The following is a 12,584-nucleotide window of genomic DNA, read 5'->3' on the forward strand; positions in this document are numbered from 1 at the left end:
ATATAGAATGAATTTATTAGGAGGCGTTTAAAATGGCTAAAGAAATTAAATTTTCAGAAGAAACAAGAAGAGCTTTAGAAACTGGTGTAAATAAATTAGCAGATACAGTAAAAGTAACATTAGGACCTAAAGGAAGAAATGTTATATTAGATAAAAAATTTGGTTCTCCACTTATAACTAATGATGGTGTAACTATAGCAAAAGAGATAGAGTTAGAAGATAGATTTGAAAATATGGGTGCTCAGTTAGTTAAAGAAGTTGCGACAAAAACTAACGATGTAGCTGGAGATGGTACTACAACTGCTACAGTTTTAGCACAAGCTATAATAAGAGAAGGTTTAAAGAATGTAACAGCAGGGGCTAACCCAATCCTATTAAGAAAAGGAATACAAAAGGCAGTAATACTAGCAGTAGAAGAATTAAAAAATCAATCAAGAATAGTAGAAACACAAGAAGCTATATCTCAGGTTGCTTCTATATCTGCTGGTGATGAAGAAGTTGGAAAATTAATAGCAGAAGCTATGGAAATAGTAGGTAAAGATGGAGTTATAACTGTTGAAGAATCTCAAACTATGAATACTGAATTAGATGCTGTTGAAGGTATGCAATTTGATAGAGGGTTTGTTTCTGCATATATGGTTACAGATGTAGATAAGATGGAAGCAGTTTTAAATGACCCATATATACTAATCACTGATAAAAAAATATCTAACATACAAGAATTGTTACCAATTCTTGAGCAAATAGTTCAACAAGGTAAAAAGTTATTAATAATAGCTGAAGATGTAGAGGGTGAAGCATTATCTACATTAGTAGTTAATAAATTAAGAGGAACATTTGATGTAGTAGCAGTTAAAGCTCCAGGTTTTGGAGATAGAAGAAAAGAAATGCTTCAAGATATAGCAATACTTACAGGTGCTCAAGTAATATCAGAAGAATTAGGTTATGATTTAAAAGAAGCTGATTTATCTATGTTAGGTAGAGCTTCATCTGTTAAAGTAACTAAAGAAAGTACTACAATAGTAGATGGTTCTGGAGATAAAAAAGCTATAGAAGATAGAGTGACTCAAATTAAACATCAAGTAGAACAAACTACTTCAGATTTTGACAGAGAAAAATTAATGGAAAGATTAGCTAAACTTGCTGGAGGAGTAGCTGTTATCAAAGTTGGAGCTGCTACAGAGGTTGAGTTAAAAGAAAGAAAATTAAGAATAGAAGATGCTCTTAATGCAACTAGAGCGGCTGTAGAAGAAGGTATAGTAGCTGGTGGAGGAACTGCTTTTGTTAGTGTCATACCAGCAATAGGAACACTAGTTGAGAGTTTAGAAGGAGAAGTTAAACTAGGTGCTCAAATAGTTAAAAAAGCATTAGAAGAGCCGTTAAGACAAATAGCTATAAATGCTGGTCTTGAAGGTGCTGTAATTGTACAAAATGTTGTTAATGCTGAAGCAGAAACTGGATTTGACGCATTAAATGAAAAATATGTAAATATGATAGAAGCTGGTATAGTTGACCCAACTAAAGTTAGTAGAAGTGCTTTACAAAATGCTGCATCAATAGCAGGTACTTTCTTAACTACTGAAGCTGCTGTTGCTGACCTTCCTGAGAAAGAAGATGCAGGAATGCCAGGAATGGGTGGCGGAATGCCAGGTATGATGTAATTTAAAAAATTTAAAATATAAATTTTAATATAAAGAACTATTTCGACTTAGATTTTAATGTCTAAGTTGAAATAGTTCTTTTATATATATCTAATTTTTTGCGTATTTATAAATCCAATATACATATTCAAATAATTAGTATCTAGATTATAATAATATTTTTAGAGGTGTATTGTTATTTTTTAGGTTATGATGTTAGATACATATTAATTAAGGTATAATTGTTGGTAGAGAATAAATTAAATTTAAAAGGATGCGATAATATGGACTTAAGAAAGTTGCTTGAACAGGTTAAAAATGAAAATATTGATATAGATTTTGCATTAGAGAAATTAAAAGATTTGCCCTATGAAGACCTTGGATATGCAAACATAGACCATCATAGAGAATTAAGAAATGGATACCCAGAGGTTATTTATTGTGAAGGTAAGAGTGATGAGCATATTTTAGGGATTGTTGATAAAATGAATCAAAAAGGTTCTAACATATTGGGGACAAGATGTAGAAAAGAAACATTTCTAAAAATTAAAGAAATCTATAGTCATGCTGAGTATGAAGAATTATCTAAAATTCTAAAGATTCAAAATCATGATGTAGAGAATATAGGAAAAGGTAAAATTGTGATTGTTACAGGGGGAACTTCTGATATACCAGTAGCAGATGAAGCCTATCATACAGCTAAATTTTTAGGCAATGATGTTGATAGAATATATGATGTTGGAGTGGCAGGTATACATAGGCTTTTAAATAAAAGACATAAAATAGATAGTGCCAGAGTAATAGTAGCTGTTGCAGGAATGGAAGGTGCTCTTGCAAGTGTAGTTGGTGGATTGGTTGACGTTCCAGTAATAGCTGTTCCAACTTCTGTTGGATATGGGGCGAATTTTGGAGGGTTAGCAGCATTGTTAGCTATGCTAAATAGTTGTGCATCTGGAATATCTGTTGTAAATATTGACAATGGATTTGGAGCAGGATATTTAGCAGCAATGATAAATAAGCTGTAAATACATTGATATAAATTAAACATAAATTATATAATAAAATCTAATTTCTATTATATTTTTACTATTAAAATTGAGGAGACGTATATGAGTGAAAAAATACTTTATTTTGATATAATAAGCGGTATATCAGGGGATATGACCCTTGCGAGTTTATTAAATTTAGGTGTACCTAAGGAAATTTTTTTGGAGGAAATTCATAAACTAATAATGAGTGATGAATTTAACATAAACATCAGCTCAAAGAATGAGAATGGAATAGTAGGGACAAAAGTAGAAGTAATTACAAAAGAAACACATGCACACAGAAACTTAGTTGATATATTTGAAATTATAGATGAGAGTAATCTAAATGAAAATGTAAAATCTAAATCAAAAAAAATATTTATGGTAGTTGGGGAAGCAGAAGCAAAAGTTCATGGAACTACAATAGATAAGATACATTTTCATGAGGTAGGGGCTATAGATTCAATTGTAGATATAGTAGGAGCTTGTATATTAGTTGATTTACTTTGTGTAGATAAAGTTTGTGCTAGTACAGTGTCTGTTGGTTCAGGATTTGTAAAATGTGAACATGGAATTATACCTATACCTGCACCTGCAACTATGGAAATTTTAAAAGGTGTACCAATTAAATTAAACAATGTAAAAGGAGAATGTACAACCCCAACAGGAGCTGCAATCATAAAAGTCTTGTGTGATGAGTTTGTGGATGAGTTTGAATTTTCTCCAAAACAAATTGGATATGGAATAGGTCATAAGAAGTTTGAAGTACCAAATATGCTAAGAACTGTATTAGGTGAAAAAAAAAAGAAGAATTAATTTATGAAATTAGTGCAAATATTGATGATATGTCTTCAGAAATCTATTCTTATTTGTATGAAAAAATATTAGATGAGAAAGCATTAGATATTTATACAGAGAGTATTTATATGAAGAAGAATAGACCTGCAACAAAAGTATCAATTTTATGTAATAAATCAGATTTAGAAAAATTTATTAAAATATTACTTTTAGAAACTAGCACTTTTGGAGTGCGATATAATGTGTATAATAGAGAGATTCTAGATAGAAAATTTGTAAAATTGGATACAAAATATGGTGTGGTTACAGTGAAATTAGGGTATTATAAAGATGAACTAGTTAAGGCTACTCCAGAATATAATGAATGTAAAACTATAGCAAAAAATGAAGATATTCCTATAAAAAAAGTGTTTGCTGATATAAATTTTAGAATAAAAGAAGAATTTAGTGAAAACTTATTGACATAAGTAATAAATTTTGATAAATTAATATTCAGCCTTATTAAATAAAAGCAAACAGAAAAAAATATATAAAATATAAACTCACTCGTATATGCTCAGAAATATGGTCTGAGAGTCTCTACCAAGATACCGTAAATATCTTGACTATGAGTGAAATTATTATACCAAAAGACCTAGTTAAGTAAATGTGTAGGCCGAGTTATACTCCCTATGTGTTGGCTATAAGATAGAGGTATTTTGGAAGCCTGTATAGTAATTTCACTTTTGTTAGAAATTATGGAAGTTACTATACAGGTTTTTTGTGTAAAAAGATTTAATATAATTTAGACTGTCTTGTGTTAAAATAAATATATAAAAACTATATTATACAAGGAGAGATGTGAATTTATGAAACATGAATTAGTACTTGTAATAGATTTTGGAGGACAATATAATCAGTTGATAGCTAGAAGAGTTAGAGAAAACAATGTATATTGTGAAATACTTCCATGTACTGCAAGCATAGAAAGAATAAAAGAAAAAAATCCTAAAGGGATAATATTTACAGGTGGACCAAATAGTGCGTATTTAGAAGATTCTCCAACAATTTCAAAAGAAATATTTGAACTAGGAGTTCCAATACTTGGAATATGCTATGGTATTCAAATAATGTCTCATGTATTGGGTGGAGTTGTAAGAAAAGGTAATAAACAAGAAAAAGAATATGGAAAAACAGCTATAACTTATGGAAAATCATCATTATTTGAAGGTATAACTACAAATAGTGTATGGATGAGCCATACAGATTTAATAGAAAAAGTTCCAGAAGGATTTACTATAGTTGCAAATACTAATGATTGTCCAGTAGCAGCTATGGAAAATGTAGAACGAAACTTATATGGAGTTCAATTCCATCCAGAAGTAGAACACTGTTTAGAAGGGGACAAGATACTTACAAACTTCTTATATAATATTTGTAAAGTAAAAGGTGACTGGACTACAGATTCATTCATAGAAGATAAAATAAAAGAATTGAAAGAAAAAATAGGCGATAAAAAAGCTCTATGTGCTTTAAGTGGAGGAGTTGATTCTTCTGTTGCCGCAGTTCTTATTCATAAAGCAATTGGGGACAACTTAACTTGTATATTTGTTGACCATGGATTACTTAGAAAAAATGAAGGAAATGATGTAGAAAGAATATTTAGAGAGAAATTTGATATAAATTTAATAAGAGTTAATGCAGAAGATAGATTCTTATCTAAATTAAAAGGAGTTTCTGAACCAGAGGCTAAGAGAAAAATAATAGGTGAAGAATTTATAAGAGTATTTGAAGAAGAATCAAATAAATTAGGAAAAATGGATTTCTTAGTTCAAGGAACAATCTATCCAGATGTTATAGAAAGTGGACATGGAAATGCTGCTACTATAAAATCTCATCATAATGTTGGTGGAATTCCAGAAGATGTAGACTTCCAAGAAATTGTCGAACCATTAAGAGAGTTATTTAAAGATGAAGTTAGAAAAATAGGATTAGAGCTTGGTATAGAAGAAGGATTAATATTTAGACATCCTTTCCCAGGACCAGGTCTAGGAATAAGAGTTATAGGTGATGTAACTAAAGAAAAATGTGATATATTAAGAGAAGCTGATGCTGTTTATATGGACGAGCTTAGAAAAGCAGGTCTATATAGAGAAATATGGCAAGCTTTTGCAACATTACCAGATGTTAAGACTGTTGGAGTTATGGGTGACGAAAGAACATATGCTTATCTAGTTGGTTTAAGAGCAGTTACTTCTTCTGATGGAATGACTTCTGACTGGTATAAGATGCCTTATGATGTATTAGAAAGAATTTCTAATAGAATAATAAATGAAGTTGATGGAGTAAATAGAGTAGTTTATGATATAACTTCTAAGCCACCTGGTACTATTGAGTGGGAATAGTAAACAAAAAAGTCGTAAGCCTTGTTATTTCAAGGTTTACGACTTTTTAGAATTTGCTTGTGATACTAAAATGATACTATATATTTAAATCATCTAATTTTTGTGCAACTTCAAGTTGCTTATTCGGGTATAAATGAGAATATGTATTCCAAGTCGTCTCTACTTTTTCATGACCTAATCTTTCTGCTATAGTTAATATATTTACATCCATATTTACTAAGAGAGAAGCATGAGAATGTCGTAAATCATGCACTCTAATTCTTTTTAAATTAGATAGCTTACAGCATCTATCTAATTCTTTAGAAAGATAACTTTTAGCAAACTTAAATATTCTTTCATTTTCTTTTAAGTCATATAGTTTAGATAGATAATCTTTTATACTATTATATAAGAATTGTGGGATAGGGATAACACGTTTACTTTTAGGAGTTTTAGGGGAGGAAATAATATCCTCACCATTTAGTCTTATGTAACTTTTTTCAACACTTATTTTATTTTCAAAAATATCTTTTGGAGTAAGAGCTAACAACTCTCCTAATCTAAGCCCTGTCCAAAATAAAATTTCAAATGCTAGTCGAGGTTCTGGTTTCTTTTCAAATTCAATAAATTTTTTAAATTCTTCTAATGTCCAAAAGTTCATTTCTTCTGCATTTTTTTTACCTATTGTTCCTGCTAAGTGAGCAGGATTAGAGGGTAAGTTATAATATTTAACTGCATAATTTAATACAGCAACAAGTTGGTTATTTATTGTTTTAATATATGTTTGGCTATAATCACTTTTTAATAGTTCATTTTGCCACTTTCTTATATGTGCAGCAGTAATTTCATTTATTTTTAGATTTTTGAAAAAAGGTAAAATTCTAAAATTTATTAAATACTTTTTAGTTTCTAATGTAGATAATTTTAATCTAGAAGACATGTCGTGCATATATTCTTCTATAAGACTTTCAAAAGTCATATCAGTACTCATTTTAGATTTATTCAAAAACTCTCTTTCAAATTCCAAAGCTTCTTTTTTAGTTTTGAAACCTCTTTTTATTTTCTTTTTTTTATCTCCATTGAAATCTGTAAAATAAAAACCAGCATACCAACTTTTTCTTTGTTCATCTTTGTAAGCAGGAATTTTAGACACCCCCAATTATGTCATTTTAATATTACAATAATTATAACATGTTAGATATACTATCTAAATAATTGTTTTATTTTTCTCTTCTTTTCATCTCTTGAAGCTTGTAATATTTACACAGTTCAAAGAAGTCTTCTTCTAGTGCTATAGATAAGTCTAGTATCGTAGATATACCTATATCTTTATATTCTTGATTTTCTAGTTTTGATATATAACTTCTGTTACGTCCCATTTTTTCTGCTAATTCTAGTTGTGTCATTCTTTTCTTTTTTCTTAATTTTTTCAACATTTATTAAAATCCACCTTTTAATTATTTTTTGATTATTTTTATAATTAATAGTTTGTGTAGTTTATTGTAATAAATGTTCCTCATTAGGACATTTTTTGGTGGAAAAATGTGTTAAAATGTAGTTAAGAAATTAAAAGCAAAAAGCACTATAATGATAGTGCTGAGATGGCAGAGTTTAAAGAAAGAATAAATTTTACTTAAAAGCCTATAAATATAAAATGTAAAAAAATGCGAAAAAAATTTTTAAAATTAAAATTATGTAAAATAAAGTTAGTCGACTAATTAAAAATATAGATAATAGAGATAATATAAATAATACAGATAATATGAAACACTTGGAAACACTAGAGATAAAAAATAGAAGTTTATTTTTAAAATCAAAACTAAAATCTCTATATTAGCCAAGTTGCAAGATAATATAAATTTATATATAATATATTTACAAAGAAAATCTTCGAAATTTTAAATATTATATTTATTGAAATAAATCTATAACTGTATTAAATTTAGGAGTTTTGTACTTATTTTTGCGAACATATGTTTGAGGGGAAGGAAAATACTTTACAGGGGAAGGTGTATCTAAATGGATGATAAAAAAATGATTCTAATACTTAATAATATTTTTACTGAACTAAAAAATGTGAATGAAAATAAATTTAATAGATATAAGGAAATAGTAAGCGAAAATAGACTCAATATATATATAGAAATAGTGAATGAAACAAATAAAAAAAAAGAGGGTTAAACCTCTTTTTTTATTTGTTTTGTTTTTCTTCATCTATAAAAACTTGTGCAATTTTTAGCATCTTTTCTTTTGACTCTTCATCTAAATTCATAAATACTTTTATGAGTTCTTTTATATCATCAGGACTATCTAATTCATCAATAAACTTATCATTACTATATTTTTTATCAAGGCTGGGTCTTCCTAAGAGAGAATCTACAGATATATTGAAAAAATCAGCTAATTTAGTTAGCATCAAAGTATCTGGTATTCTATTTCCACTTTCCCAATTACTTACAGTTTGTTTTGTTACATTAAATATTTTTGCCAGTTCAACTTGGTTCAAATTAAGTTTAAGTCTTTCTTCTTTTATTCTATCTTTAAGAGCCATAATAACATTACTCCTTCCATTCACATTTATTATAGATTATTATAAACTATTTGTTATACTTTTTATAAAATATATAACATAAAGAATACTTTTTTTAAAAAAATATAAATTTTATGTTGACAGTAAACTAAAAGTGGACTATTATATAAATATAAAGTTAACGTAAAGTTGACTAAAAGAGAGGTGATAAAATGAATACTAAAAAATTAAAGGCGTATAGAAAACTAAATAATGTTAACCAGTCTGATATAGCAAATTTACTTAATATAACTTTAACTTCTTATTCGCATAAGGAAAATGGTAAAACTAAATTTACTCTTGAAGAAGCAAAGACTATTTCAGATTTCTTTGGTCTAAGTATAGAGGAAATTTTTTTTAATAATAGCGTCAACTTAAAGTTTACCAAAACTATGAATTAGTTCATATATTAAGTTTACAATATGAGAGGTGAAAATTAAATGTTGCAACAGTACCAAAATATATATCAAATTAGCAGAGAAAATACCGGTCTTACACAAGAAAAAGCATCAGAACTACTAGATATATCAGTAGAGAGTTTAAGAGCCTACGAGAACGATAAAAGAATACCACCAAATGCAATAGTAGTTAAAATGATTTCTATATACAATAACAACCTGTTAGGTTATGAACATGTTAGAAGAACTACAAAAGCAGGAGTAATGTTTTTACCAAAACTGGAAATGAGAAGTCTTTCAAGTATAACTCTAAAGTTGCATAAAGAAATAAAAGATTATTTAAAAAGGGAAGATGATTTCATAGACATAGTTGAAGATGATGTAATAGATGAAGATGAGGAAGAAGTTTGGAATGATGTTATGGAAAAGTTAGAGGGTATATATGAAGCTATTTTAAAATTAAAACTTTCAAGAAATACAAAAATATCAAAGGAGGTATAGGATATGAATGACTTAACAATAATCAATCAAAATAATCAGTTCTTAGTTGAGAGTAGAGAAGTAGCAGAATTAATAGAAAAGAAGCATGATAATTTGTTAAGAGATATAAGAGGATACAAGAAGATTTTAGAGGACTCATCAAATTTGAAGAGTCAAGATTTCTTCATAGAAAGTACTTATATAAATACTCAAAATAAAATTCAACCTTGCTACTTATTAACTAAAAAAGGTTGTGACATGGTAGCTAATAAAATGACAGGAGAAAAAGGTATTATATTTACAGCAATTTATGTAACTAAGTTTGAAGAAATGGAGCAAGAGTTAAAAGAAAAACAACCTAAATTACCAACCACATACAAAGAAGCATTACAACAATTATTAATAGAAGTTGAAGAAAAAGAACAATTACAATTAGAAAATCAAGTAATGAAACCAAAAGCAGACTATTTTGATGCTTTAGTAGAAAGAAATTTACTAACAAATATAAGAGATACAGCAAAAGAACTTGGAGTAAAAGAAAAAGTGTTTGTTTCATGGTTAATAGAGAAGAAATATTGTTACAGAGATTTAAAAGGGAAAATAAAACCTTATTCTAATAAGATGCAGTATTTTGAACTGAAAGAATTTACAACACCACATGGACATTCAGATACTCAAACATTAATAAATCCAAAAGGAAGAGAAGCATTTAGATTATTACTTATAAAGGATGGACTAGTAAAAGAAAAAGAATGTCAAATATCAATATTAAGTTAAAAATATGGAGGTAAGGATAATGAATGAAGATATATTTTATGGTATAAAAAATACTCTTGATGAAATAGCAGAGGTTCAAATTAAAAATAAACAAGGTGTATTAAAAGAAGTTGGAATGTTAATAAGTGGTGAGGACAATTCTTGTATAACTCATTGTTTAGATGAAGATTTAATTAAGTTTTATATAAAAGAAGAGGCAGTATTAACAATAGATAAAGATAGTCATTTGTTATGTATGCTTGATGCTCTATTTTATAACTTTCTTGATAAGTAATAAATACAGAATATTCTTAAAAAGGAGTAGATAAGATGGCTAAAAAAGTTAATAATTCAGGATACTATAAAGTCAAAGAAGTTGCAGAGCTTTTAGATGTAGCTGAAAGCACAGCATATAGAATAATGAGAGATTTAAACAAAGAATTGCAAAAAAAAGGTTATTATACATTTGCAGGAAAAGTCCCAAAGACTTATTTAGAAGAAAGATTTTTCTATAAGAAGCAATCAAATAAAAAGGCTAGAGAGGGGGTGATTTAGTTGAATGTAAAGGTACTAATAGCTTATATCCAGTTTTGCAATGATAAGCAAATAAAAGCAAGTTTTGAGGGTCTTAGAAAATACAACGAGGGGATAACATCATGAAAACAATCTATAAAAACAAAGTTTACAAGGTAGAGAGAAACAAAGAGTTATATAAGATTACATACTATGACGAGCAGAAAAGTAATAAGAAGTTTAATAAAGATAAGAAAGTCAAAAGAAGTACTTTAACAAGAGATATAGAGTTAGTTAACTTATATTTACCAGTAAACTTAAAAATAAAGTAGGAGGTTTAATTGTATATGGTATTTAATTTAGAGAAGTTCAAAGTGGGAAATGCGATAAGAATAAGTTGTGAAAGATTTGGTTTTGAAATTGATTGTATTGTAGTAGTAGCAACCGAGGAGGAACTAAATTTAGCTTACTTTGATAAAGAAAGAGGTTGTATGGAGTATCAAGCATTGATACCAGAAGACCTTAGATATGACGATTATATTCTTCAAAGATTAGGTTAGGAGGAAATAAAATGGCAGCTTTAATAATTGTAGGTTTATTTGCGATATGTTTAGCAGGATTATTTCAAAATAGAGATTAAGTGAAGGGGTGTAATAAATGAAAACAACTAAAAAATGTATAACACAAAAATTTTTAGAATATCAAACAAGATTATTAAAAAGAGAAGGAAATTTTAGTATTAAGAAAAGATTCAATTCTTATAATAATGTTCTTACTATCTTTGAAATTGAGAAAGACTTATTAACAGTTAAAAGTTTACTAGAGTTTTTAGCAAAGAAAATTAAAGCTGGTGAAATGCAAAAACATGATGAATTAGATTTGCTTGTATATAAAAAATTCTATCAATTATTAAATTTGGAAATAAGTAGCACTTATATAAATAAAGTAAAAATGATTTTTAAAATAGTTCAAACTGTATTTGATAATTTTAAGTTTATTATAACAGAAGAATTAAAGTGTAATTTCAGAAAAATAAATTATAGATGTAATAAATTGAGATTTAAAAGATTTTAATTAAGGGAGATTAATTATGAAAAGTTTAATTATAGTGAGAAATGCAGTAGAGCAACAACTAAATAGAGCTAATTTAGAAATAAATAAAAACGAGCAACTTTATACAAAACTTAGAAAAAAAGAAAAAAGAGATATATCAGAAGACATTGCATTGAGTAATGCTTTAAGAGAAAAAAGTGTAAATGAAAGATTAAAAATATTTGCTGAGTCATTACTAGAAATTATAGATACACAAATTGAAATAAAAGAATATGAAGAAAGCGAAGATTACAAGATATTTCAATTAATTTCAGAAGAACTTGAAAGAGATAGACCTATAGATGTTCAGATATAGAAAAGAGCCACTGCAATGGCTCAATTCAAAACAAATTAAAAATAAAATTATAGCTATATTATAGCATAAACGGAGGGAAATTATGAGTACTTTATATGAATTAACTACAGTTTTATTAGAAATAGAAGAAGGTTTAACAGAAATAACAGGAAATGAAGCTGAAAAACTAGAGGAAATAAAAGAAATAATAAAACAAGAGATACAAAATAAAAACACTAGGATAGTTTCAGTAATATTAAACATTGACAGTGATATAAACTCTATAGATTCAGAGATTAAAAGATTGCAAGAGTTAAAAAGGGTCAAAAAGAATACTCTTGATAGATTAAAAAGCAATATAAAAGACTGTATGGAATTACTTGGTACTAAAAAAGTAGAAACAGTTTTAGGAAATATAAGTATAAGAAAGTCAGCAGGTAGCTTAGTCATAGAAGATGAAGAAAAGATACCTGCTATATATAAAACAGTAGAGCAAGTTGTAAAAGTAGATAAGAATACCATTAAAGACTTTATTAAAAAAGGTCATGAGGTTGAAGGTTGCAGAATTGAATATGGAACTACACTAACAATTCCAAAAGCTAAAAAAGAGTAGGTGAGGACCATGGAAACTAATAATGTTTATATAAAACTT

General features: G+C 27.8%; 17 protein-coding genes, 1 pseudogene and 1 riboswitch. Of the genes and pseudogenes, 15 read left to right on the forward strand and 3 right to left on the reverse strand.

Features of this window, described 5'->3' with window-relative positions; genetic code table 11:
* Window positions 1–32 precede the first annotated feature (32 nt).
* From groL to guaA, 4 genes and pseudogenes are all read left to right on the forward strand, one after another.
* A complete protein-coding gene (groL, locus tag KGF39_RS13995) occupies window positions 33–1,661 on the forward strand; it encodes a chaperonin GroEL (RefSeq protein WP_227822769.1) in 1,629 nt (542 codons plus the stop codon).
* 263 nt (window positions 1,662–1,924) lie between these two features.
* Complete coding sequence (larB, locus tag KGF39_RS14000; protein WP_227822770.1) at window positions 1,925–2,665, forward strand: nickel pincer cofactor biosynthesis protein LarB; 741 nt, start codon at window positions 1,925–1,927, stop codon at window positions 2,663–2,665.
* A gap of 135 nt (window positions 2,666–2,800) precedes the next feature.
* Window positions 2,801–3,933: pseudogene (larC, locus tag KGF39_RS14005) on the forward strand (nickel pincer cofactor biosynthesis protein LarC).
* A gap of 59 nt (window positions 3,934–3,992) precedes the next feature.
* Window positions 3,993–4,094: riboswitch (purine riboswitch) on the forward strand.
* Between the two features lie 220 nt (window positions 4,095–4,314).
* Window positions 4,315–5,850, forward strand: coding sequence for a glutamine-hydrolyzing GMP synthase (gene guaA / locus KGF39_RS14010; protein ID WP_003425341.1), 1,536 nt, complete (start codon window positions 4,315–4,317; stop codon window positions 5,848–5,850).
* 76 nt (window positions 5,851–5,926) lie between these two features.
* Here the strand turns inward: guaA and KGF39_RS14015 are convergent, their stop codons facing one another.
* Window positions 5,927–6,973, reverse strand: a complete 1,047-nt coding sequence (locus tag KGF39_RS14015) for a tyrosine-type recombinase/integrase (RefSeq protein ID WP_413927089.1) — start codon at window positions 6,971–6,973, stop codon at window positions 5,927–5,929.
* 76 nt (window positions 6,974–7,049) lie between these two features.
* Complete coding sequence (locus KGF39_RS14020) at window positions 7,050–7,265, reverse strand: helix-turn-helix domain-containing protein (protein ID WP_009901700.1); 216 nt, start codon at window positions 7,263–7,265, stop codon at window positions 7,050–7,052.
* A 583-nt stretch (window positions 7,266–7,848) separates the two neighbouring features.
* Here KGF39_RS14020 and KGF39_RS14025 point away from each other — a divergent pair.
* Window positions 7,849–8,010, forward strand: a complete 162-nt coding sequence (locus KGF39_RS14025; protein WP_227822772.1) for a hypothetical protein — start codon at window positions 7,849–7,851, stop codon at window positions 8,008–8,010.
* Window positions 8,011–8,020: 10 nt separating this feature from the next.
* On the opposite strand, the gene KGF39_RS14030 is transcribed toward KGF39_RS14025, so the two are convergent.
* Complete coding sequence (locus KGF39_RS14030) at window positions 8,021–8,380, reverse strand: helix-turn-helix domain-containing protein (protein ID WP_227822773.1); 360 nt, start codon at window positions 8,378–8,380, stop codon at window positions 8,021–8,023.
* Window positions 8,381–8,571: 191 nt separating this feature from the next.
* On the opposite strand from KGF39_RS14030, the gene KGF39_RS14035 reads away from it, so the two are divergent.
* The 10 genes from KGF39_RS14035 to KGF39_RS14080 all read left to right on the forward strand — a co-directional run bounded on the left by KGF39_RS14035 (window position 8,572) and on the right by KGF39_RS14080 (window position 12,545).
* Window positions 8,572–8,799 carry a helix-turn-helix domain-containing protein gene (locus KGF39_RS14035; protein ID WP_227822774.1) on the forward strand — a complete coding sequence of 76 codons (228 nt, stop codon included), beginning with the start codon at window positions 8,572–8,574 and terminating at the stop codon, window positions 8,797–8,799.
* A 39-nt stretch (window positions 8,800–8,838) separates the two neighbouring features.
* Window positions 8,839–9,297, forward strand: a complete 459-nt coding sequence (locus KGF39_RS14040) for a helix-turn-helix domain-containing protein (protein WP_227822775.1) — start codon at window positions 8,839–8,841, stop codon at window positions 9,295–9,297.
* Between the two features lie 3 nt (window positions 9,298–9,300).
* Window positions 9,301–10,053 carry a Rha family transcriptional regulator gene (locus KGF39_RS14045; RefSeq protein WP_227822776.1) on the forward strand — a complete coding sequence of 251 codons (753 nt, stop codon included), beginning with the start codon at window positions 9,301–9,303 and terminating at the stop codon, window positions 10,051–10,053.
* A 19-nt stretch (window positions 10,054–10,072) separates the two neighbouring features.
* A complete protein-coding gene (locus tag KGF39_RS14050) occupies window positions 10,073–10,327 on the forward strand; it encodes a hypothetical protein (protein ID WP_227822777.1) in 255 nt (84 codons plus the stop codon).
* 35 nt (window positions 10,328–10,362) lie between these two features.
* Window positions 10,363–10,587 carry a DeoR family transcriptional regulator gene (locus KGF39_RS14055; RefSeq protein WP_009901709.1) on the forward strand — a complete coding sequence of 75 codons (225 nt, stop codon included), beginning with the start codon at window positions 10,363–10,365 and terminating at the stop codon, window positions 10,585–10,587.
* Between the two features lie 101 nt (window positions 10,588–10,688).
* Complete coding sequence (locus KGF39_RS14060) at window positions 10,689–10,877, forward strand: hypothetical protein (RefSeq protein WP_021366363.1); 189 nt, start codon at window positions 10,689–10,691, stop codon at window positions 10,875–10,877.
* A 15-nt stretch (window positions 10,878–10,892) separates the two neighbouring features.
* Window positions 10,893–11,105 (forward strand): hypothetical protein, encoded by a 213-nt coding sequence (locus KGF39_RS14065; RefSeq protein ID WP_022583264.1) that lies wholly within the window; start codon window positions 10,893–10,895, stop codon window positions 11,103–11,105.
* Window positions 11,106–11,202: 97 nt separating this feature from the next.
* Window positions 11,203–11,619, forward strand: coding sequence for a hypothetical protein (locus KGF39_RS14070; protein ID WP_227822778.1), 417 nt, complete (start codon window positions 11,203–11,205; stop codon window positions 11,617–11,619).
* Window positions 11,620–11,635: 16 nt separating this feature from the next.
* Window positions 11,636–11,953: a hypothetical protein gene (locus tag KGF39_RS14075; RefSeq protein WP_227822779.1), complete on the forward strand. Its 318-nt coding sequence runs from the start codon at window positions 11,636–11,638 to the stop codon at window positions 11,951–11,953.
* An 82-nt stretch (window positions 11,954–12,035) separates the two neighbouring features.
* Window positions 12,036–12,545: a siphovirus Gp157 family protein gene (locus tag KGF39_RS14080; RefSeq protein WP_227822780.1), complete on the forward strand. Its 510-nt coding sequence runs from the start codon at window positions 12,036–12,038 to the stop codon at window positions 12,543–12,545.
* Window positions 12,546–12,584: the final 39 nt, after the last annotated feature.

Source organism: Clostridioides sp. ZZV14-6345 (assembly GCF_020657775.1).
Classification (GTDB): Bacteria; Bacillota; Clostridia; order Peptostreptococcales; family Peptostreptococcaceae; genus Clostridioides; species Clostridioides difficile_D.